Consider the following 21,685-nt stretch of genomic DNA (forward strand, 5'->3'; position numbering starts at 1 on the left):
GGCGTGCTGTGCGGGTCCCCCGACGGCCCCGAGGCGAAACAACCACGCCCCGACCGATCAGCCCGCTAGTCACCGCGGTCGTCCCGCAGCATGGTGCGACGCTCCTGTTCGCGCTTGGAGTAGGCGGCTGCCCGGATCGCCTCGTCGCTCTCCAGGCCCGATCCCAGCGCCCCGCCCACCGTGGCGACCGAAGCGACGAACCAGGACAGCGTCCAGTACTCCGCGGCGTGCAGCGGGGTTCGTGTCGTGGAGGCGAACAGCCGTTCATTGAGGATGAACAGTGCCCACACCAGGTTGATGACCACCAGACCCGCGTAGCAGACGAGCACCCCGATACCCACGGTCACGACCGTCGAGGTGTTGTAGAGAGCAGCCCTCTTCCTCGCCTCCGGCGAGACCTCATCCGTTCGATGCCACAGGTTCGCGTCCACGATCAGCCAGCCGATCATGAGCGCGACAGACCCGACCATGGCGATCACCAGGCGTGGCGTGCTCAAGTACGTGGCCAGGTTCCAGATGGTGGAGTTCACGGTGGCGACCGCTCCCGTGGCGAGCGCGGCCGCCAATGCCTTGGACAGACCCGGCACCAACCGCCACGGCCGGTTGGCGCGGACCATACCGAGGAGCACCCTCAGGTAACCGCGCGGCCCACTGATGACGTACCGCAGATCGGCGATCTCCTCCTCGCCGACCTGGCCCGGACGGATGGGCGCGAGACGACTGACGAAGGGCCCCCGCAGCGGCTGACTTCCCGCAGACCCCTCGGGCCCAATGGTCTTCGGGCCCGCCAGGCTGAGCACGGCTTCTTCCACGGCCTGCCGGGCCCTGGTCTGCAGCCGGAAGCCCCCCAGCGTGGGAAGAGACAGCAGCGCCAGGCCGTGCTCGTGACTCAGATCCACCACGACCTTGCGCCCATGTGAGTGCAGCGGAAGGTCGGTGAGGGCCACGACGATGTCCCAGTTCCCCTCACGTCCGCGTTCCATGACCCGGCGCGTCAGGGTGGACAGGTCCTCGGTCCCCGCGGTGAAGGGCTCACTGACCACCTCGACGTCGAACCGTCGTCCCTGGCCTGACCTGTCGGCGAGCCGACCGGGAAGCATCCGGGCCATGCGCTGCGCGATCTCCGTCGGCGCATCGGGATCCGCCAGGAGAGCCACGACCGTAACGTCCTGAGACGGCACCCGCATGACTCCCCCTCGTCGGCTGCCCCGCGCTCGCGAGTGCCCACAGGATGCCCCCGACGCGACGCCGATGCGGCGTGACACGCTGGCCCCTGCCGGCAGGTGCAGGCGGCGGGGCGCGGTGACGGCGCCTGTCGCGCGGTTCGCGGCGTGATCAGGTGATCAGGAACGGTGAACGAGAACGCGACCGACCCCTTCGTACATGTCCGGGGCGCCAGTGAGAACAACCTGCGCAGTATCGATGTCGACGTTCCGCAGGACGCGATGGTCGCCTTCACCGGGACGAGCCGACGGCGCGGCTCCATCCCTCGGACATCGCGCTGCTGCTGCGACAGCCGCACCGGCTCGTCGGTGCCGGCAACACGGTCGTCCTCGTCGAGCACGACCTGGACACGATCGCCACCGCCGACTGGGTCATCGACCTCGGTCCGGGCGGCGGCGACGCGGGTGGGCGGGTGGTCACGGCGGGCGCGCCGGGCCAAGGTGGCGAAGGCCCGCCGCAGCACGACCGCGCCCTGTCTCGCGGCCCTGCTCGCGCGCTCCTGACGGGGATCGCGGGTGGCCACGGAAAGATCGCGCGCCGGCGGACCCGGCTGCTCTCGGCGCGCAGCGAGAACGTCACGGGGTTGATCCGCAACCCGGACCAAGCCGATGACCTGGTGCCGCGTCGGCGCCGCCGAGGTGGCCGGCCACCTCGTCGACCGAGGCGCGCTCCAGATCGCGTCACGCTCGACGAGCACACTGACCGCAGCCAAGTGCCGCGTGATGACGTGACCGCGGTGCTCGCCGCCCTGCTCCACGAGCCCGGGACCGCCGGGCGCATTCTCGAGCTGATCGGCCCGCCTGCCGTCTACAGTCCGTGCAGGTGCGCGGCGGCGTTCTCGATGTCCGCGTATTTCTGCTGTCCGGTGAGTCAGGAATGCACAGGTTCGGTCGCCCTACGAGTACGGGAAACAGGCGGAGAAGGGACCGGCTCATCACCCTCGTCCGCCCGCACGGCGAGATCCTGGGCGTGCTGGCGCTGGTCGATACCCGGGACGAGGCCGACGAGCACACCGTGTTCGCGCTTGGACACGCCGCCACGTCGCTCGCCCTGGAGCTGACGCACCTGCGCAATCTGGCCGAAGTGGAGCTGAGGCTGCACCGCGAGCTGGCCGACGACCTCCTGGCAGGGACGGACGAGCCGAGCGCCTACGCCCGGTCCGAGGCGGTCGGACACGACCTGCACCGCAGCCACTACATCGTTGTGGTGCAGTGGTCGAACCGCGCTGCGGACGATTCCTTCGCACGGAGCGTGGGTCGGGCGGCCTCGCCCGTGGGCATGCGCTCGCTGCTGACCCGCCGCTCCGACCACGTCGTCCTCATCACTGGCGACAGGCTGCACGCCCGCGCGTTGTACGAGGCGCTCGCCAGGGAGACCGGAACGCGGTCCGGGACGATCGGGGTGAGCACCCCTTGTGACTCCGTGGACGACATCCCGCATCACTACGAGGAGGCGCAGCGCGCCCTGGACGTGCGCCGCCACTCCCGCGAGCGCTACGGCACGTCGTTCTTCGACGAGCTCGGTCTCTACCGCATTCTGGGACCCGGCAGCGGTCACCGGGAACTGGAGGCGTTCGTCCAGGAGTGGCTCGGGCAGCTCATCGACTACGACTCCCGGCACCACGCGACCATGGTGGAGACCCTGTCCCGGTACTTCGACCGCGGCGGCAACTACGACGAGACCGCCGACTACCTCACGATCCACCGCAGCACGCTGCGCTATCGGCTCCAGCGCATCCGCGACATCAGCGGCCATGACCTCGCGAACGTCGAGGATCGGCTGAACCTCCAGGTGGCGACCCGAGTGTGGAAGATCATGCTGGGCGGGCCCGGCTGACGCCTCGCTGGAACCCCTGTGGGGTGGTGTCAGAGGCGGGCGTGCCGGAATGCGCGTTTACCATCGAGCGCGGCAGGAAAAGCATGCTCGGAATCCCCCCGTCATCGTCCCCCGTCGTCGATCGACCTGACCGCTCGCGAGGATTCTTCTTCAGGCCGGTCGAAGCGCCTAGCGGCCTGCCGCGGCCGAGTGGGAGGCCGCCCGCGGCGACCTCGTCGCCGCCCCCGAGCCAGAAAGAGAATCCATGGTGCTGTCTGCCCTGCTCACAGCCGCCGACCCGCCACAACTCCTCCCCGCGCGCGAACAGATGGCGTTCACCCTCGGCTTCCACATCATCCTGGTGCCCTTCGGCCTCGCATTCACCTTCATGATGTTGGTCTGCCACTACCGGGCACTGCGCCGCGGCGATCAGCAGGCGCTGGTCCTGGCGCAGCGATGGTCCAAGGTGGCCGCCGTGCTGTTCGCGGTGGGGGCCGTGTCCGGCACCGTGCTGACGTTCGAGCTGGGGTTGCTCTGGCCCGGGCTCATGGGAAAGTACGGGCCGGCCTTCGGGTTTCCGTTCGCCGTCGAGGGTCTCTTCTTCTTCCTCGAAGCGATCTTCGTGGCCATCTACATCTACGGCTGGAACAGGCTGCCCCCGTGGCCGCACTTCTTCACCGGTGTCGTGGTCACCCTGGCGGGCGTCGGCGGAACGGCCTCCGTCATCGCGGCCAACAGCTGGATGAACCAGCCCGCCGGGATCGCGGTGCGGAACGGGCGTGTGGTGGGCGTGATCCCCTCCCAGGTATTCTTCAACGGCGCGTTCTGGTGGGAGATGGTGCACATGCTCCTCGCGGCGTACATCGTCGCGGGGTTCATGGTCGCGGGCGTGTACGCGTGGGGCCTGCTCAAGGGGCGCCGGGACCACTACCACCGGCTGGGGTTCGCCGTGCCGTTCACGATCGCCGCGATCGCCATGCCGCTGCAGTTCCTCGTCGGGGACACGATCGCCCGCCAGGTGTACGACAGGGAGCCGGCGAAGTTCTCCGCCATCGAACTCCTACCGACCACTGGTGATCACGTCGCGGAGACCCTCGGGGGCATCTTTGTCGACGGCAAGGTGCGCTACGGCATCCAGCTTCCCGACGTGGCCTCGATCCTCGCCGGTTTCACCCCGTCCACCACGATCAAGGGCTTCGACGCGATCCCCGCAGCGGCACGCCCCACGGACTCGGTCGTCAGCATCGTGCATCTCGCCTTCGACGCCATGGTGGCCACCGCGTCGCTGCTGCTCCTGCTGGCACTCTGGTTCGCCTGGCTGTGGTGGCGGCGGCGCGGGGTGCCGACCAACCGCTGGTTCCTGCGAAGCTCCGCGGTCTCCGGGCTGGTCGCGCTCGTCTCCCTGGAGAGCGGCTGGGTGGTGACCGAGGTCGGCCGCCAGCCCTGGACGGTCGTGGGACTGCTGCTGACGGAGAACGCCGTCGCCACGCAGGGGAACCTGTGGCCCCTGTTCGCCACGGTTCTGGTGATCTACGCGTGCGTCGCCGTCGGCGCCTTGTACGTCCTGCGCACCCTGCGCCGCCGCTGGTCCAAGGAGGGCGCGGAGGCCGCCGTGGTCCCGTACGGCCCCCAGGCGGCGCCGGCGACGAACGGGCACCGCTTCGGAGGAGACGACACATGAGCGATCTCATCGCCGTGGTCCTGTTCATCGGGGTCATCGCCTACGCCCTCTTCGGCGGCGCCGACTACGGGGCCGGCTTCTGGGATCTGACAGCCGGCGGCGTCGCGCGGGGACGTCCCGTACGGGAGCTGATCAACGTTTCCGTCAGCCCGGTGTGGGAGGCCAACCACACATGGCTGATCTTCTGCTTCGTCACGATCTGGACAGCCTTCCCCCAGGCGTTCACCGCCATGACCACCACTCTGTACATCCCCCTGGGCCTGGCGGCGCTGGGGATCGTGGCCAGGGGCTCAGGCTTTGCCTTCCGGCACGCGCTGGCTCAAGGACGGGGAGAGCTGGTCAGTGGTGTCGCCTTCGCCTGTTCGTCGGTGCTGACCCCTTTCTTCTTCGGCACCGTCGCGGGCGGGATCGCCTCCGGTCGCGTCCCCTCAACCGGGCACGGCGACCCGCTGTCCAGCTGGCTCAATCCGACCTCCGTTCTCGGCGGCGTCCTCGCGGTCACCGTCTGCGCCTACCTCGCCGCCGTGTTCCTCACCGGACAGGCCCAGCGCCGAGCGGACACCCCCCTGGGGATCGCGTTCAGGCACCGGGCCTTCGGGGCGGGGATCGTGGCGGGACTGGCGGCGCTCGTGGGCGTGTTCGTACTGCGTGCGGACTCCCCGCGCCTGTTCCACCGGCTGAGCACGGTGGGTGCACCGCTCCTGGTCGTCTCGGGCCTGTGCGGCCTGGCCGCACTACTTCTGCTGCGCAAGGGCAGCCCCCCTGTCGTGCGCACCCTGGCGGCCATCGCGATCACCGCCGTCGTCGGGGGATGGGGAGTGGCTCAGTACCCGTACCTCCTGGGCACCCACCTGACGATCCATCAGGCGGCGGCTCCGACCGCTACCTTGTGGGTGCTGATCGCGGTGTCCTTCGTCGCGGTTGTTCTGATCGTGCCCTCGCTCCTTCTGCTGTACAGCCTGCAACTGCGACGCAAGCTCGGCTGACAAGGAACTGCCGCCAGGCACTGCCGCCGGTCGTCCTCGGCGCGGTCAGCGGTGTGACGGGCCTCGCCGTCAAGGCCGAACAGCCCCTGACGATCCCGCCGGACGCGCCGTGGCTTCCCTGGCGCAGCGGCTCAGCCGACTGTGGTGGCCAGTGCCTTCTCGGCTTGACGGACGCGCCACTCCTCGATTCTTTCCTGCTGCCGCCGGGCTCGTTCGAGCAGCGTGTCGAGCCGGGCAGGGTCCAGGCGCCCGTCGGCGGCGCTGAGGCGGCGGAGGACCTGCCAACCGGCCGCCTTTCCCTCGACCCCCAGCCGTAGGGCCTCCAGATCCAGCATGGTGCCGAGTGGCGACGGGTGTAGCAGGTGGCCGTTGGGCTTCAGCCGTCCCAGCTTCTCGCCCGTCCAGCCCGCGCACACCTTGTAGCGGCGCACGAAAACGCCGAGGTCCCCCATGATGTCCAGCAGCGCTGCCCGGTCCTGGGCGATCTCGGCTGCTACGGGCCCGATCGCGCGGCCGAGCGCGGACCCGCGGGCGACGCGCGCAAGGCGGGTGGCGCGTTCGGTCCCGGCGGTGGCGCCGGCGAGGTGGTCGTTGAGATAGATGCCGAGCAGCCTCATGTCGACACCTGGTCTCGTCGGGCGCCTCGGGGGCGCGGCGGGATGCGAAAGCGTGTTCATCTGCGGCCTCCTTCGGCTCCCAGGGATGGGCTCGCGCGAGCGAGGGACAGACAGCGCCCTGTCTTACGGCGACGGTCGGTGTCCACGGGCGACGCCGCAGTCCGTCGGCGTGTCCCTCACGGCGTAAGGACGACTTTCTCGCAGTGGTCCTTCTTGTTCTTGAACAGGTCGTAGCCGGTCGGTGCCTCGGCCAGGGGCAGCCGGTGGGTGATGATCCGGGTCGGATCGATCTTGCCCTGCTCGATGAGTCCCAGCAGCGGCTTCATGTACTTGTGCACGTGGCACTGCCCGGTGCGCAGGGTCAGGGACCTGTTCATCCAGGCACCCGCCGGGAACTTGTCGATCAGTCCGCCGTAGACGCCGATGACCGAGACCACGCCGCCGCTGCGGCAGGACATGATGGCCTGGCGCAGGGCGTGTGGCCGGTCGGTCTCTGAGCGGACCGCCTGCTTGGCGCGGTCGTAGAGGTGGATGTGGGACGCACCGTGGGTGGCCTCCAGGCCGACCGCGTCGATGCACTTGTCCGGGCCCCGGCCGCCGGTGAGCTCGAGCAGGGCCGAGCGTACGTCGGTGTCCTCGAAGTTGATGGTGGTGTAGCCCTGGGCGGCGGCCATGTCGAGCCGGTAGGTCTCCTTGTCGATCGCGATGACCTTCTCCGCGCCCAGGACCTGGGCGCTGTCCATGGCGAACTGGCCGACCGGGCCGGCGCCCCAGACGGCGACGACGTCACCTTCCTGGATGCCGCACATGTCGGCGCCCATGTACCCGGTCGGCAGGATGTCGGACAGGAACAGCACCTGCTCGTCGGTGAGGTCCGACTCGATCTTGAGTGCGTTGGCGTCGGCGAGCACCACGCGGGCGTACTCGGCCTGGCCGCCGGCGAAGCCGCCGGTGAGATGGGAGTAGCCGTAGATGCCGGCGGTGGGATGGCCGAAGAACTTCTCCGAGAGGCCGGCGTTGGGGTTGGTGTTCTCGCAGCACGAGTACAGCTCCGCGCGGCAGGACGCGCAGGCGCCGCACGCGATGGGGAAGGGGACGACGACCCGGTCGCCGACGCGCAGTTTGCCGTCGCTGATGCCGGGGCCGACCTCGACGATCTCTCCCATGAACTCGTGGCCCATGATGTCGCCCTTTTCCATGGTGGGGACGTAGCCGTCGAGCAGGTGGAGGTCGGAGCCGCAGATCGCCGTCGAGGTGATCTTCACGATGGCGTCGCGTCTGTTGAGGATCGACGGTTCGGGGACGTCCTGCACCTCGACCGAGTTGCGTCCCGTCCAGCAGTTGGCCTTCATGCCAGGGCCTCCTTCAGTTCGTCCTCGGTCAGCGGTCGGGCCGGGTGCTGCGGAAACTCGCCGCGGGCCCGCTTCCCACCGGGTGCGCCCTCGGAGCGGACGACCTCGCCGGTCTCCGCGATCTGCTTGAAGCGGCGCAGGTCGTCATCCAGCTGCTGGTGCGGTTCCTCGCCGAAGTAGCGCATCGCCGCCTTGCCCAGCGCGCCGCCGGGCAGGTCGTAGCGCAGGGTCACCCGGAGCTCCGTGCCCCGGCCGCCAGGGGCGGACACGAAGCGGACCTCGCCGGAGTTGTCGATGTCGGCCCCGTCCACCGACCGCCAGGCGATCAGTCGGCCGGGGTCGTCCTGAATCGTCTCGGCGTCCCATTCGACCGCCTTGCCGAACGGTGCGCTGGCCCGCCAGTGACTGGTGCGCGGGCCGGTGACGCGTACCTCGTCCAGGTGCGCCATGAAGTCCGGCAGTCGCTCCAGGTCCTTCCAGAGGGCGTAGACCTTGTCCGGGGGGTGGGTGACGGTGGTCGTCGCGGTCAGTTCCATGGAGGTGCTCCTACCGGTTCGGGTCACTGCCGCGTAGACGTCCGTGGCCGTCAGGGCGGTGACCGCGGCGGTCGCGGCAACGGTGCGGCCCAGGCCCCGGCCGTTGTGGTTCTTCAAGGCCCGGGTCAGCATCGTCAGGTCCATGAGGTCGCCGCCGACCCGGCCCCAGAGCCAGGCGGGGTGCGGTCGTCCCAGCAGCCCGGTCGCCGCGGCCAGCTCGCGTACACCGACGGCGGTCGTGGCCGAACGGTGCCGGAAGGCGTCGTCGACCCCCAGGGCCCGGGCGAAGCCCGCCGGGGCGACGACCTGCGGCACGCCCAGGAGCGCACTGGCCCAGCCCAGGCCCCGGACGAGCGGATCATGCCGTAGGCGGGAGACGGAACGGGTGTCTGTCGTCATGAGTGCTCCTCACGTGCGGTGACGTGAACGGAAGGCGTGCCACTTGACGGAGAAGGTGAAAAGCGCATAGCGGGCAACGCCGGAGTATCCGCGTGACCCGCACCCAATCCTCGGATTGCCCATGGAACCGGTGCAGCCGTCCGGTCGCGGCCCCGAACTCCACGATGCCCGGCGGGTACCGCGGCAGATGTCGCGGTCGGAGCGAGGCGGATGCAGGGGGCCGGGCACCACCGGCGGGTGGCGTCCGGGCCGCGGTCCGGACGTCACAGGGCGATGACGTGGAGGTCCACCAGGTCGAGCAGCGCCCGGAGGGCCGAGGTGGGCCGCCGGGTCGACGAGATGCCGAGATGCATGCTCCAGCGGAGCTTGGTGTCCAGAACGTCCAGGACGTGCAGACCGGGGGTGCGGGCAACGGCGAACGCGGGCAGGAAGGCGATGCCCAGACCGTGCCGGACCAGTGCCGCCCCCATGTCGATGTCGGGCACTTCCAGTGCCACCCGGCGCACGACGCCCGCCGTCGCGAACGCCCGGTCGACCACCTCTCGGTTGCCGTAGCCCGGCGGGAAGTCCACGAAGGGCTCCCCTGCGAGGTCGGCGAGTGCCACTTTTCCCCGCCGCGCGAGCGGGTGGCCGGCGCTGACCACCAGGACGAGCGGCACAGTGGTCAGCTCCCGCGCGTCGATCCCGGCGGGCCTGCGTTCGGGCAGCGACAGGAAGGCGACGTCCAGGTCCCCGCTGAGCAGCGCGTGCGCCAGTCCCGCCGAGCCGGTCGTCGCCAGCCGCAGCCGGACGTCGATCGCCGGATGCCGCGCGTGCAACTGCCCAAGGAGGGCGGGAAGGTCCACCACCTCGACCGAGGCCATGGCGCCCACGTTCACCGTCCCGCGCAGCGTGTCCTGTGCGGCGCGCACGGCGTCCTGGGCCGCCTGGGCGGCGTGCAGGGTGGCCCGGGCTTCCGGCAGCAGCGCCGCGCCCGCCCCGGTGAGCCGGACCTGCTGCGACGTGCGCTCGAACAGCGCGCAGCCGAGCTCGCGCTCCAGGGAGCGGATCGCCGCGGACACCCCCGACTGCACCACGTGCAGCCGACGGGCGGCACGCGTGAAACTCAGCTCCTCGGCGACCGCGATGAATTGCTCCAGCTGACGTAGCTCCACACCGTAAGTATCTCTCGCATTGCTGGAGCCAAGCAAAAACATTCGTTGGCGATGATCCTGGCTGGTGAGGAGGATGGAGAGCGCCATCCACTTCCGTCCGAGGAGGGGTTCTCCTGCCTGCCGTACCGACGCCGCTGAGCCGTCGCACAGCCGACGCTCCCGACAACCCGGCGTACCGCATCCCCGCGCCCGTTCCCAACGACCTGTCGGCCCGCGTCCCCGCCCGGCGCCGTGCCACGCACACGACCGGTTTCTGGTTCGTGGCGGTGGCCTTCACCGTGCTGATGGCCTTCGGCACCGCGCCGACTCCGCTGTGGCCGCTGTACGAGGCCCGGGACCACTTCGGCGCGACCACGGTCACGGTGGCGTATGCCTCGATGGTCGTGGGCGCGGCGGCCGCCTTCCTGGGGCTGGGACACCTGTCGGACCGGCTCGGCCGGCGGCGCATCATCGTGCCGGCGCTGCTGGTCGGCATCGTCGCTTCGGTCGTGCTGATCGTGTGGCGGGACCTGCCGGGGTTGATCGCGGGCAGGGTCCTGAATGGTGTCGGACTGGGGCTGATGGCCTCGACCGCGACGACGTACCTGTACGACCTCCACCACGAGGTCAGTCCGCAACGGACGGGTTCGGCGCTGCCCGGCATCGTCGCCACCGCCGCCAACCTCGGTGGCCTGGCCGCAGGGCCCCTGGTCGCCGGAGCCGCCGCCGAATGGCTTCCCGCGCCCCTGATCACGGTCCAGGCGATCTTCACGCTCGCCATGGCAGTGTGCCTGGCGCTCGTGCTGTGCACCCCGGAGACCGTGGACCTGGAGTTGCCCGCGGCTCAACCGCCCAGCAGGTTCGTCCTGCGCCCAGGCGGTCGGCGGGCGTTCGGCGCGGCCGGCGCGCTGGGCGCCTTCGCCTTCGCGATCCTCGGCCTGATCTCCTCTCTGGGGGCGAGCGTGCTCCACGGCACCCTGCACACCGACTCGCACCTCGTGATCGGCCTGGCGGCCTTCCTCATGTTCGGTTCCGCGGCGGCCGCCCAGCTGGTGCTGGGACGCCTCCCGCTGCCCCGGCTCCTGACCGTGGGGGCAGTGGTTTTTCCGGTCGGCCTCGTCCTGTGCGCCGTCGCCCTCTACCACCCGGCGCTCTGGCTCTACCTCGTCGCCGTGTCCCTGTCAGGAGCTGGCTCCGGGCTCCTCTTCAAGGGAGGAGTCGAACGTGCCGGTTCAGTGGCCGAGCCCGCCTCACGCGCGGGGGTCCTCGCCGTGTTCTTCGTCGTCGCGTACCTGGGAATGGGCCTGCCCTCCGTCCTGTTCAGCATCGCCCTGCGGCACTTCGCCGTGCAGACCGCGATGATCGGCTTCGCGGCGGTCCTCTCCTGCGGCGCCGTGGTGTCGGTAGCCGTCGCGTTGAGCGACCGCGCGCCCGGTCCCGGCGCGCTCCCGGCATAGTCCGCCCGCCCCTCCTGACCGTTGCGGGGCGCGTGCGACACCGGTTGTCTGGGAGGCGCGGACCTCGGCACCCGGTGCGGGTGCGCGTGACACGGATTCGCGGCGGACGGGAGGCCCGGGGATGTCTGCGGCATCGGCCTCCTGCACGAACAAGTGGCCTTGTCCGTGAAGTCGTGGAGGTTCAGGTGTTGATGGCGTGTTCGACGAACTGGCCGCAGGCGCGGAACCCCAGGCGGCGGTACACAGGCTCGCCGTCGGCCGATGCCTGCAGGACCGCGATGCCATGGTCGTGCTCGCGCGCAGCGTGAAGGGCCGCGAGCGTGATGGCTCCGCCGTAGCCGCGCCGGCGGTGGGCGGCCAGGGTGGAGATGTTGTAGACGCCGGCGACTCCCGCGTGGTGGAACACCTCGGCGGAGCAGACCGGACGGTTCTCCACGTAGCCCACCAGATACCGGGCCGGGCAGGTCACGGCCAGCGCCTGGGAAGCAGCCCGGGCGAAGAAGTCACGGACGGTTTCGGCGGGTGGATTCCAGTTCGCGGCGAGGACCGTGGCGTAGTCGGCGAGCTGCTCGGGCGTGGTCACCGTTCGAATGTCGAGACCCAGGACAGAGGGAATCGGCAGGGTGTCGTCCAGCTCAGCCCACATGGCCGTCTCACGCTCGGACACCGGCAGGCCGGCTGCTGTCAGGCGGGTGGTGAGGTCTGTCGGTGTCGATGCAGGTCCCACCCACCAGGAGAAACCGCGGCCGGTGCCGGCCAGCGTACCGACGGTCTCGGAGATGCGGGCCGCGGCGTCGCCGGCGGTGAAGCGGGCCGCGGCGACGATGTTGAACGTGTCATCGTCCAGGCCGCTGTCTGCGACCAGGAGGTCACCGGTCTCCGTGACGGTCGCACCGGGCATGGTCCGGTGCAGATGGCAGGCATGTTCCGCCAGGTTCCGCTCCATCCTGTCCGTCAAGTCGGCTTCATCGAGAAAGTAATCATTCATAGGGATCGATACCAGCACGACCGGGCGAAGACCGCATGTCATTTTTGGCGGCGCCATGCCGACGACCAGCACTTTCGATACACGCCCTAGCGGACCAAAGACCAGCATGTCAGGGCGGCGAAAAGGGGAATCTCCTCCCTTTTCCACACGAAATGAAGGAGGTTTGGCGTGGCCACGGTTGCGGAACTCCAGCCCGACCCGAATCGGGCCGTGCGCATCGTCAGCTATCGCGAAAGCGAAAACGGCGTGTACTACGACAGGATTGTGCGTGAGATCACGTGCGTGAACGCCGACCAGAACCTGTATGCCGTCAAGCTGTACAGCACGACGTACGGCAGTGAGTCCACGAACTACGTCTGCGGCACAGATCAGGTGACCGAACTCACCCGGACGGCGGGACCTGCCAACACAGAGCGGTCGTACGCCGATCGCCAACGGGCATTCGACCGGCAGAACGCCGGGTTGCCCCCGGAGAACCAGTAACCGCTCGAAGGTCTGAACTACGTGCCAGCGCCACGTACGCTGTCGCTCGTCCCGTAAAGCCCGGTGCCCACACCCGGGGATCAACCTCAAGGCGCGGCCTCCACCGCAGCGGACGGTCAGCGAACGGCACGTCAACACCAGTCCTGGCCGGAAGGCGAACACCGCCTGGGCCGGTAGGCGGTGGCCAGGACGGAGACGGTGGCCCGGTCGGGCAGGCGCTCCCGCTCGGCGAGGCGGGCGCGGCTCACGTGGCGGGCGCTCGGTGTCATCGCCACGAGGTCCACGACGTCGGGCCGGGTCAAGGCGACCGTACTAGGGTCCGCCTTCAAAGATCATCGGGTGGTGGATCATGGTGGGGTGATACGCCGTCATGAACTCACCGATCAGGAGTGGGAGTTGCTCGCTCCGCTGATACCGCGGGCCGCGACGGGCCGGCCGCGGTGTCGGACCGACAGGTCGTCAATGGGATAGTCTATAAGATCCGGACCGGGATCTCCTGGCGCGACCTGCCCGAACGCTACGGGTCGTGGCAGACGGTCTACACCCGCTTCCGCCGCTACGCCCTCGACGGCGTGTTCACCCGGGCCCTGCGGCAGATTCAGGCCCGGACGGACGCCGCCGGAGACATCGACTGGCTGGTCCAGATCGACTCCACCATCGTCCGCGCCCACCAGCACGCCGCCACAACCGGCCGAAAAGGGGGATCCAGCAGCCGGACGAACCGGACGATCACGCCCTCGGCCGATCCCGAGGCGGACTGACCACCAAAATCCACCTTGCCTGCGACGGCCGCGGCCGCCCCCTCGCCATCCTGCTAACGCCAGGCCAACGCCACGACAGCATCTGCGCCCGTCCCCTCATCGAACGCATCCACGTTCCGCGCACCGGTCCTGGCCGACCCCGCTGCAGACCCGACCAGATCATCGCCGACAAGGCCTACAGCTCTCCCGGCCTCCGCGCCTACCCGCGCAAACGCGGCATCGCACACACCATCCCCGAGAAGGCCGACCAGCAGCGCCACCGGCTCAGCCGGGGCCGCCGCGGCGGCAGACCACCCGGGTTCGACCGGGAGGCCTACCGCCGGCGCAACACCGTCGAGCGCTGCTTCAACCGGCTCAAAGGCTTCCGCGGGATCGCGACCAGATACGACAAGACCGCCACCTCCTACGAGGCAGCGGTCAGTCTTGCCTCGTTCCTGCTCTGGGCAAGATCCGTTTGAAGACGGACCCTAGTGCTGCGACCGCGAAGGTTCACCGGGTTTGCTGGCTGCTGCGACCGCTGGACTGGTTGGATTACGGCTGACAATGAGGTGTTCGGTCCGGGGCGTGCAAGGTTCCCCCGCGACCCTGCGTCGGGAGGGCACATGCAGCGCGGCGAGGTCTGGTTGGCGGACTTTGACGAGCGGCGGCCGGTAGTGCTCCTGTCAGGAGACGAAGCGTCCGGGTTCCGAGCGATGCAGGTCGTCGCTCCTGCGGGGACCGAGATCAGCGGTGTGGCCGTCGAGGTGGCAGTGGGGGCGCCCGAGGGGCTGCCTCTTGAGGGCGTCCTTCGAGTGGCGCTGCCACGTCCCGGTCTTGTCCCGTGCACTTGGCTGGTCACGCTGGCCCAGGAAGATCTGACCGAGCAGGTGGGAGTCTTGTCGTCAGCGAAGCTCGGCGAGATCGAGGATGCCCTTCGTGCCGGTGGACTCGAGTAGGCGGCGCACCAGGCTGCTTGATCAGGCAACGAGCAGGGGTCGGCCTCCCCAGCGAAGGCCCTTCTCGCTGCGGATGCGGGCGCGTTCCTTGCGCTGGGCGGCCAGGACGTCAGGGTGGCGGGCATTCTTGTTCCGCCAGCGCAGGTAGGCGTGCAGGGCCCGGGTCTGGATCGTGTGGTTCAGATGATGCGAGTTGGCCAGGGTGAACTGCCGCAGCGGCCCGAAGTGGGCCTCGATGGGGTTCGCCCAGGATGCGTAGGTCGGGGTGAAGCACAGTTCGACCTTGTTCTTTGCCGCCCACTTGCGGATTCTCCAGTTCAGGTGGGCGGAGAGGTTGTCGAGGATCACGTAGATGGGGCCGCCGTCCGGGCGGGTGGCCCGGATCGATCGCAGGGCTGCCCAGGTGTGGTCGATGCCTTTGCGTCTGCGGTTGACGCCCCACAGTTTGTCGTCGCCGACCGAGTAGCATCCGTGGAAGTAGGTGATCCCGTGGGTGCGGCGGAAGGTGGCCGGCAGCCGGTTCGGTTTGCCCTGCTCGGCCCAGCAGGATCCGGCGACGGGACGGATGCCGAGGGGGCCGAACTCGTCGAACGCGAACGTGCGGTCTGGTCTTTCGTTGATCGCGTACTCGATCCTGGCGAGCTTGACGTCGAAGGCCTGGTCCGGGGACTCCTTCCAGGTCTTCGTGCGCTGGAAGGAGATCCCCCGGCGGGCCAGCAGACAGCGCAGGGCTTCCCGGCCGATCAGCACTGGCCGGGAGATGTTGCGCCGCAGGTGGTCGGCGAGCTTTCGGACCGACCAGCGGGTGAAGGGCTTGCCCAGCACGGTCGGGCGGGTGGTGGCCGTCTGGATGACGAAGTCCTCGTCGTCACGATTCAGCAGGCGGGGACGGCCTCCCGCCCACCGAGGGTTCAGGCATGCGAGCCCGATCTCGTTGAAGCGGTGGATCACGTCGCGGACGGTGTCCTCATCCGCCTGGACCAACCGCGCGATCACCGGGACCGTGCTGCCGCCGGCCGAGGCCAGCACCATCATCGCCCGCCGAAACCGCACCGAGCTGGTGCTGCCCCTCCGAACGATCTGCTGCAGCTTCTGGCCCTCCTGCTCGGTCAGCCCACGGACCCTGACCGGTAACGCCATCCCGCCTCCCCATGCCAGTCGAAGTCATCAGATCCGACCAGCACAACGAGCAACCCGGCAAACGTTCCCGGTCACAGCACTAGATGCGGGCCGTCGAGCCGGAACGACGCGGGCCGGCCCCGCCGGTCACGAGCAGCGAGGCCGAAGGCATGGCCACCGGGACTTCGCTCTTGTCGTGGGCGAGCAGCCACGCGACGATCACCGCCCGATCGAACTGCGGGTGCACGTCCGTACCGGCGACCGCCACGCGGAAGTCCGGGTGCCGGCGGGTCCCGGCGGCCGTCTCGATCGCGACGTCTTGCAGGCGTCGACGCCGCTCTGGCTGCCAGTCAGGATCACTCACCGTCCCTGGACGCCATCGATTCAGTAGAACCACTGTCTGCGGCTACTTCACTGCGTCCCAGAACTCTCGGCCCCGCCCTGGCTCCGACGGCCCGGTCAGATGAATCATTTTGCGCGATACGAGGGCAACTGACTGATAACGAACGGTAGTTCGTTGAGCCGTACCCGCTCGATCGGCCAGTATGGCCCGTGCCTCGAGCGTCTGCGGCAGCGGTTCGAGGGCACGACCGCGTGGACCCGGCGAAAAGGGATGAGCACGATGCTTAAGGACGTGTTCGACAGTCAGGACCTGCCGGCGGCGGACCGGGTGGACGCCTGGCGCGACATCACGGCCAGCGCACTCATACCCAACGAGTTCAGCATCGACCGTTCGCTCGAGTTCCAGGCTTCACTGAGAGCGGCGGACATGAGCGGGGTGCAAGTGACCGCCCTGACCTACGCCTCCATGAGGTCACGACGGACACTGCGGCTGATCCGGCAGTCCGACCCCGAAATGTACGCTGTCGGTCTCATCCTCCGGGGACGGCAGATCATCGCCCGGAATCGTCGCGAAGCGGCACTCGAAGCGGGCGATCTGGTGGTGTACTCCACGTCCCACCCCTACCGAGCCGATGTGGATGTCCGGCGAGGCACAGCAGCTTCCGTGGTCGTACAGATCCCCCGGGTCATGGTGCCGCTGCCGTCGAACCGGGTGGAGCGCATGATGGCCGCCCGGGTCCCGGGCCAGGAAGGCGTCGGTCTCCTTCTCGCCGGCTTCCTGACCAATCTGGCCGCCGACACCGGCCCCTACCGGCTCGCCGACGGCCAACGGCTCAGCGGCGTCCTGACCGACCTGATCACCGCCTGGCTGGCCCACCACATCGACGCCGACGACCGAACACCGGTCGAAACGCGCCAGTACGTACAGTTTTTAGAGATCCAGAACTTCATCCGGCAACACCTGGGTGACGCCCAACTCTCCCCTGTCACCGTCGCCGCCGCTCACCACATCTCCTTGCGCACCCTGCATCGCCTCTTTCACCAGCACGCCCACGGGATCACGGTCGCCTCCTACATCCGCCACCAGCGCCTCGCCCGTACCCGACGCGACCTCGCCGACCCACGCCTGGCCACACGGCCCGCCCACGCCATAGCGGCCCGCTGGGGCTTCCACCGGCCCGCCGACTTCACGCGCGCCTTCCGCGGGCGGTACGGCGTGACACCCAGCGACTACCGCGGCCAGGCACATCCTCCGAAGCCGTAACCGGCGCGCAAAGCTGAGCAGTTGGCACGCCCTGCTAAGGTGCCCGGCGCGGATTTCGCCGACGATGGGCACCGGTGGCGCAGGGCAACGGAAGAGGGCGTACGACGTCCGGTGTTCGCGCTGCCACAGACGATTCCGTTTCCGTCCGGGGCCGTTCCCATGCCGACGGCTGAACCTCGGCTGCTTCAGCGCATGCGAGGGCCCGCGAGAAGGACAATCAGGGAAGGTAGTCACATATGTGGATACATGACAGAAAGAAGCATTCCACCCTGGGCCGGTCCCTTGGCGTGCTCGGAGCAGCAGGCGCGCTGGCCGTGGCGGCCTCCGTCTCGGTCGCACCCGCCGCATCCGCCGACAGCAGCCTGTGCAATCCGGACTGCTCGGCTGCGGCCGACTTCAAGTCGCTCGGTGAGAAACTCGTGGTCCACGACTACGAGTCCGACGGCTACGGCGCGGTCGCGTACATCTGGAACAACGGCACCTACAAGGGCTACTGCCTGAACACCAGCGGCTACGACGCACCGCCCGTGACGTGCGACTTCTCTTTCGCCGAGGGCTCTGCGGTGACCTACAAGGTCTGTAACTGGGACGGCAGCGTCGCGTTCTACTGCAGCAGCACGCCGTCGCCCGACTACGCGTAACAACCGGTCGGCGGATGCCGGACCAGGCCGGGGACCGGCAGGACTCCAGCCTGGTCGGCTGTCCTGGGAACGCAGGGTGAGGTGACCAAGGACCGCCGACGCCGTTCGACGGGGCGCCCCCAGAACGCGTCCAGAACCACCAGCGGCTCGGAACGCACCAGTGCCCATGACAGCCGGCCGGCGGCCGGCGGAGAGCCGCACCGGGCGGCCGTTGGAGGTTCCTCTTCCATCACTGCATGCGGCCGTGGTGTTCCTGGCAGCGTGCATGGTCGGCACCGTCATGGGCGGGCTCGTGTTCCTCCACGACAAGTCCGTGTCCGCCGCCGTCGCGGCGGGCGCGCTGGCCGCTGGCGGCTGGCGGCAGCGTTCCGGTGCTGCACAGGCTGATCGGCTGATCAGCGGTGGAGCCGGTGTACCCGCCTCCACCGCCTCAGCGATGTCCGTCCGTCAGCAGAGCCCGGCCGGGCGGCTGCTGTGGATCTCGCCGACGATGCCCGGCCGCGCCCACGATCTCACTGCGGCCCGCACCCATCGGACCATCCGGATCTGCGAACGCCAGGGCGTCCCCATCCTCGCCGACCGCGCCTGCATGGGAGCTGGCCCCTGGGTGACGACACCCCTCAGACGCCCGCCGGGCCGCGATCTCACGCCGACCCAGCAAACCATCAACAGCGCGCTGTCCGCGGCACGGGCACCGGTCGAGCGCGGCGTCGCACGCTCGAAGTCCTGACGCGTCTTCCGCCGATCCCGGTGCAGCCCGAATCGAATGTCGTCAATCTCCGCGGCCGTCCTCACTCGGGAGCGGCAGCGCTGAAAGACCTCAGTGAGTCATATCCATCCGTTGCGGGCGGCGTACAGGGCGAGTTGGAACCGGGTGTCGGTGCCGGCTCGCTGGTTGAGCTGTTCGAGGTTGCGGGACAGGGTGCGGCGGCTGATGCCGAGCAGCTCCGCGATGGTTTCGTCGGTGACGCCGGCGCCGAGCAGTTCCAGCATCCTGACGTGGATGGGTCGCAGCGCGGGCGGGACGCGGTCGCTGAAGTGCATGGGGAACGCCGAGCGCCAGGAGGTCTCGAAGAGTCCGGTGAGCGCGGACAGCAGACTTGACGGTCGCACCAGGAGCAGGGAGTTGTTGACCTCGGCCTCGACGAAGGACATCGAGACGATCGCCAGCCGCCGGTCGAAGATGGTGAGCTTGACAGGGACGGTGGGCAGTACGCGGGCCTGTTCGCCTGCGGCGATACAGGCTTGGATGTTGGCGGCGTAGTAGGCGTGGTTCTGTACGGCGGACTTGGAGTAGACGACTCGGTACTCGACGCCGCGTTGCAGGTTTTCCATCTCGGTAGGGTTGGCGCCGGCGGGGATGTGATAGGGCGGGGAATCGAAGCGGAGGACCTGTGATTCCACCGTCTTCTCGGCGTGCCGGATCCGGTCGATGATCTGGGCGCCGGTGATTACCTCGACGAGGTCGTCGGTGGCCTGCGGGCATACCGAGCGCCGGTAGTCGCGGTAGGCGTTGGCCGCGGAAGTCTGGGCTTTGCGCAGTTCCGCCGCCCGGGTGTGGGACAGGTGGTCGAGGGCGATGGTGGGATCCACCGGAACGGCTTCGGACCGGTCCGGTGCGCAGGCTGCGGCCAGGCCGAGTTCGACGAGGCGCCCCAGGACCTGCTCGGCCTCATCGGGTTTCCAGCCGAGGTGTTCAGCCAACTCCGCTGCGGCAGTACGGCCGGTGCGCAGCATCGCCAGGTAGAGTCCGGCCTCTCGGACTGCCAGCCCGAGACAGTGCAGATGCGCCAGCAGGTCGTCGTCGCTCATGAGGGTCCCTTTACACCGAGGGCGGACGTGGCTGCCTGGAGGCGGGGTGGAATTCCGTCGTTCCGGACGCGAGGGTTCTGGCCGAGATGGTGGCACGGACGGGCCGCTTCGGAACAGGTTCGGAACGGGGAGATCCGCACCGGCCTCCGCGCGGTGAAGCTTTCCGGATTCCGCTTACCTCGCCTGTCTCCTTTCAGCCGCTGGCAACAAGTCGCCACCACGACGTCGCGCCGGGGGGTACACCAGGGCGAGCCCGGACCATCGCCGGGGCCCAGCCTCCCCCTCTTTTTCTGGAGCCGACGTGCGCCCACGTGCCCGCAGACCCGTCCTGGCCGCTCTCGCGGCAGCCGCCCTCACCACTCTGGCCGTGCAGCCCTCCCACGCAGCGCCGGCATCCGCTGCCGGAGGCGGGGTCCGGCCCGTGGCCGGAGCCCTCGCCGGCCGGTACATCGTGGTCCTCAAAGACACGGTCGGGCCTGCGGCCTCGGCACGGGAGGAGGCCACCCGGCTCACCCGAGCACACGGCGGGAAGATCCGGCATACCTACACCACGGTGCTGCACGGGTATGCGGCCGAGATGACCGCCGAGCAGGCGCGCCTGACCGCCGCCGACCCGGCCGTGGCCTACGTGGAGCGGGACGCGGTACAGCACAGCTCCACCACCCAGACCGACCCGCCGTCCTGGGGCCTGGACCGCATCGACCAGCGCAGCCTGCCCCTCGACCACGGCTACACCTACGCGACCATGGCGAGCAACGTCACCGTGTACCTCGTGGACAGCGGACTGCGCACCACCCACACCCAGTTCCAGGGCCGGGCGAGCATCGGTGTGGACGAGGTCGGTGACGGCCGAAACGGGCAGGACTGCCTGGGCCATGGCACCCATGTGGCGGGGACGGTGGGCGGCAAGGACTACGGCGTGGCCAAGGGCGTAAAACTCGTCGCGGTCCGCGTGACCGACTGCAACGACAGCGCGAACACCTCGGCGATCATCGCCGCCGCGGACTGGATCACCGCGCACGCGGCCAAACCCGCCGTGGTCAACATGAGCATCAACGGACCGGCGAGCAGCAGCGAGGACGCGGCGATCAAGAAGTCCATCGCCTCCGGCGTCACCTGGGTCGTCTCCTCCGGCAACGGCGGCACGGACGCCTGCAAGAACTCCCCGGGTGACATCGACACCGCGATCGTGGTGAACAACTCCGACTCCAGCGACACCCGGCGCTCCAGCTCCAACTACGGGCCGTGCACGGACCTCTTCGCGCCCGGCACGTCCATCACCTCCGCCTGGAACAGCAGCGACACGGCCACCAACACCATCTCAGGCACCTCCATGGCGGCCCCGCACGTCACCGGCGCCGCCGCCCTGTGGCTCTCCGCCCACCCCACCGCCACCCCCGCCGACGTCCAGGCCGCATTGATCAACAGCGCCACGACCGGCAAGATACAGAGCGCGGGTACCAACACCCCGAACCGGCTGCTCTACACCGGCGCCACTACTTCTGGCAGCGCGGTGTTCTCGGATGACTTCGAGTCGGACAAGGGCTGGCAGGTCAACGCTGCCGGCAGCGACACCGCGACGTCGGGTGTGTTCGAGCGGGGCATCCCGCAGCAGACCACCTCCACCCACAGCAACCAGGTCAAGCAGCTGACCGCGGCCTCCGGCTCCAACGCGCTGACCACCGGCGCGGCGGCCGGCGCGGCCTACGGGGACAACGACCTGGACGGCGGCAAGACCACCGTCTTCTCCCCCCAGATCACCCTGCCCGCCAGCGGCCCGCTGACCCTGCACTTCACCTACAACGTCGCCAACGGCGACAACTCCGGCACCGACGACTACCTGCGCATCCGCGTCCTGGACGGCACCACGCCCACCACGGTGTTCGAGAAGACCGGATCAGCCAGCGAAGTCGCCGGGCAGTGGCAGACCGCCACAGCCGACCTGTCCGCCTTCGCAGGCAAGACCATCCGCGTCTACCTCGAAGCCGCCGACGCCGGCACCGCCAGCCTCTTCGAAGCCCAACTCGACGACCTCACCATCACCCAAGGCTGAAAGGCCCACCGGACTCCGCCGCTGCGACGCTGAGCGCACCAGCGGCGGTGCGGCACCACCCGTCTCCCCTTCCCACCCTCATGAGGA

The 21,685-nt window shown here is 69.2% G+C and carries 18 protein-coding genes and 4 pseudogenes; 12 read left to right on the forward strand and 10 right to left on the reverse strand.

What is annotated here, in order from left to right:
• Positions 1–65: 65 nt before the first annotated feature.
• A complete protein-coding gene (locus ACH5A8_RS24830) occupies positions 66–1,187 on the reverse strand; it encodes a hypothetical protein (protein ID WP_399005416.1) in 1,122 nt (373 codons plus the stop codon).
• Positions 1,188–1,462: 275 nt separating this feature from the next.
• Here ACH5A8_RS24830 and ACH5A8_RS24835 point away from each other — a divergent pair.
• The 4 genes and pseudogenes from ACH5A8_RS24835 to ACH5A8_RS24850 form a co-directional block, all read left to right on the forward strand.
• Positions 1,463–1,727, forward strand: a pseudogene (locus tag ACH5A8_RS24835) (ABC transporter); the annotation flags it as partial.
• A gap of 403 nt (positions 1,728–2,130) precedes the next feature.
• Positions 2,131–3,060, forward strand: a pseudogene (locus tag ACH5A8_RS24840) (PucR family transcriptional regulator); the annotation flags it as partial.
• Between the two features lie 244 nt (positions 3,061–3,304).
• Positions 3,305–4,720 (forward strand): cytochrome ubiquinol oxidase subunit I, encoded by a 1,416-nt coding sequence (locus ACH5A8_RS24845; protein ID WP_399005417.1) that lies wholly within the window; start codon positions 3,305–3,307, stop codon positions 4,718–4,720.
• A complete protein-coding gene (locus ACH5A8_RS24850) occupies positions 4,717–5,706 on the forward strand; it encodes a cytochrome d ubiquinol oxidase subunit II (protein ID WP_399005419.1) in 990 nt (329 codons plus the stop codon). The genes ACH5A8_RS24845 and ACH5A8_RS24850 overlap by 4 nt, the downstream gene beginning before the upstream one ends.
• 131 nt (positions 5,707–5,837) lie before the next feature.
• On the opposite strand, the gene ACH5A8_RS24855 is transcribed toward ACH5A8_RS24850, so the two are convergent.
• From ACH5A8_RS24855 to ACH5A8_RS24870, 4 genes are all read right to left on the reverse strand, one after another.
• Complete coding sequence (locus ACH5A8_RS24855; RefSeq protein ID WP_399005421.1) at positions 5,838–6,383, reverse strand: hypothetical protein; 546 nt, start codon at positions 6,381–6,383, stop codon at positions 5,838–5,840.
• 116 nt (positions 6,384–6,499) lie between these two features.
• A complete protein-coding gene (locus ACH5A8_RS24860) occupies positions 6,500–7,675 on the reverse strand; it encodes a zinc-dependent alcohol dehydrogenase (RefSeq protein WP_399005423.1) in 1,176 nt (391 codons plus the stop codon).
• On the reverse strand, positions 7,672–8,610 hold the full coding sequence (locus ACH5A8_RS24865) for an SRPBCC family protein (protein WP_399005424.1): 939 nt from the start codon (positions 8,608–8,610) through the stop codon (positions 7,672–7,674). Before ACH5A8_RS24865 ends, ACH5A8_RS24860 begins: the two co-directional genes overlap by 4 nt.
• 263 nt (positions 8,611–8,873) lie before the next feature.
• Positions 8,874–9,764, reverse strand: a complete 891-nt coding sequence (locus ACH5A8_RS24870) for a LysR family transcriptional regulator (protein WP_399005426.1) — start codon at positions 9,762–9,764, stop codon at positions 8,874–8,876.
• Positions 9,765–10,030: 266 nt separating this feature from the next.
• Between ACH5A8_RS24870 and ACH5A8_RS24875 the strand changes: the two genes are divergently transcribed.
• On the forward strand, positions 10,031–11,200 hold the full coding sequence (locus tag ACH5A8_RS24875; protein ID WP_399005428.1) for an MFS transporter: 1,170 nt from the start codon (positions 10,031–10,033) through the stop codon (positions 11,198–11,200).
• A 181-nt stretch (positions 11,201–11,381) separates the two neighbouring features.
• On the opposite strand, the gene ACH5A8_RS24880 is transcribed toward ACH5A8_RS24875, so the two are convergent.
• A complete protein-coding gene (locus tag ACH5A8_RS24880; RefSeq protein ID WP_399005924.1) occupies positions 11,382–12,146 on the reverse strand; it encodes a GNAT family N-acetyltransferase in 765 nt (254 codons plus the stop codon).
• 210 nt (positions 12,147–12,356) lie between these two features.
• Between ACH5A8_RS24880 and ACH5A8_RS24885 the strand changes: the two genes are divergently transcribed.
• Entirely contained in the window at positions 12,357–12,671 is a 315-nt protein-coding gene (locus tag ACH5A8_RS24885) for a hypothetical protein (RefSeq protein WP_399005430.1), read from the forward strand.
• Between the two features lie 131 nt (positions 12,672–12,802).
• Here the strand turns inward: ACH5A8_RS24885 and ACH5A8_RS24890 are convergent, their stop codons facing one another.
• A complete protein-coding gene (locus ACH5A8_RS24890; RefSeq protein ID WP_399005432.1) occupies positions 12,803–12,973 on the reverse strand; it encodes a hypothetical protein in 171 nt (56 codons plus the stop codon).
• Between the two features lie 58 nt (positions 12,974–13,031).
• Between ACH5A8_RS24890 and ACH5A8_RS24895 the strand changes: the two are divergent.
• Positions 13,032–13,890, forward strand: a pseudogene (locus ACH5A8_RS24895) (IS5 family transposase).
• Between the two features lie 144 nt (positions 13,891–14,034).
• Positions 14,035–14,367, forward strand: a complete 333-nt coding sequence (locus ACH5A8_RS24900; protein WP_399005434.1) for a type II toxin-antitoxin system PemK/MazF family toxin — start codon at positions 14,035–14,037, stop codon at positions 14,365–14,367.
• 21 nt (positions 14,368–14,388) lie between these two features.
• Here ACH5A8_RS24900 and ACH5A8_RS24905 read toward each other — a convergent pair whose 3' ends face one another.
• Complete coding sequence (locus tag ACH5A8_RS24905) at positions 14,389–15,507, reverse strand: IS630 family transposase (RefSeq protein WP_399005436.1); 1,119 nt, start codon at positions 15,505–15,507, stop codon at positions 14,389–14,391.
• A 79-nt stretch (positions 15,508–15,586) separates the two neighbouring features.
• The gene (locus tag ACH5A8_RS24910; protein ID WP_399005438.1) at positions 15,587–15,850 is read right to left on the reverse strand and encodes a hypothetical protein; all 264 of its coding nucleotides are present in this window, start codon (positions 15,848–15,850) and stop codon (positions 15,587–15,589) included.
• 153 nt (positions 15,851–16,003) lie between these two features.
• On the opposite strand from ACH5A8_RS24910, the gene ACH5A8_RS24915 reads away from it, so the two are divergent.
• From ACH5A8_RS24915 to ACH5A8_RS24925, 3 genes and pseudogenes are all read left to right on the forward strand, one after another.
• The gene (locus tag ACH5A8_RS24915; protein WP_399005440.1) at positions 16,004–17,092 is read left to right on the forward strand and encodes a helix-turn-helix domain-containing protein; all 1,089 of its coding nucleotides are present in this window, start codon (positions 16,004–16,006) and stop codon (positions 17,090–17,092) included.
• Positions 17,093–17,379: 287 nt separating this feature from the next.
• Positions 17,380–17,733: a hypothetical protein gene (locus tag ACH5A8_RS24920; RefSeq protein WP_399005441.1), complete on the forward strand. Its 354-nt coding sequence runs from the start codon at positions 17,380–17,382 to the stop codon at positions 17,731–17,733.
• Between the two features lie 457 nt (positions 17,734–18,190).
• Positions 18,191–18,547: pseudogene (locus ACH5A8_RS24925) on the forward strand (transposase family protein); the annotation flags it as partial.
• A 14-nt stretch (positions 18,548–18,561) separates the two neighbouring features.
• Here ACH5A8_RS24925 and ACH5A8_RS24930 read toward each other — a convergent pair.
• Positions 18,562–19,545, reverse strand: a complete 984-nt coding sequence (locus tag ACH5A8_RS24930; protein ID WP_399005443.1) for a helix-turn-helix domain-containing protein — start codon at positions 19,543–19,545, stop codon at positions 18,562–18,564.
• Between the two features lie 421 nt (positions 19,546–19,966).
• Here ACH5A8_RS24930 and ACH5A8_RS24935 point away from each other — a divergent pair, with 421 nt between their 5' ends.
• Complete coding sequence (locus tag ACH5A8_RS24935) at positions 19,967–21,598, forward strand: S8 family serine peptidase (protein ID WP_399005445.1); 1,632 nt, start codon at positions 19,967–19,969, stop codon at positions 21,596–21,598.
• Positions 21,599–21,685 lie beyond the last annotated feature (87 nt).

This window comes from Streptomyces sp. NPDC018610, from assembly GCF_044391765.1.
Lineage (GTDB): Bacteria > Actinomycetota > Actinomycetes > Streptomycetales > Streptomycetaceae > Streptomyces.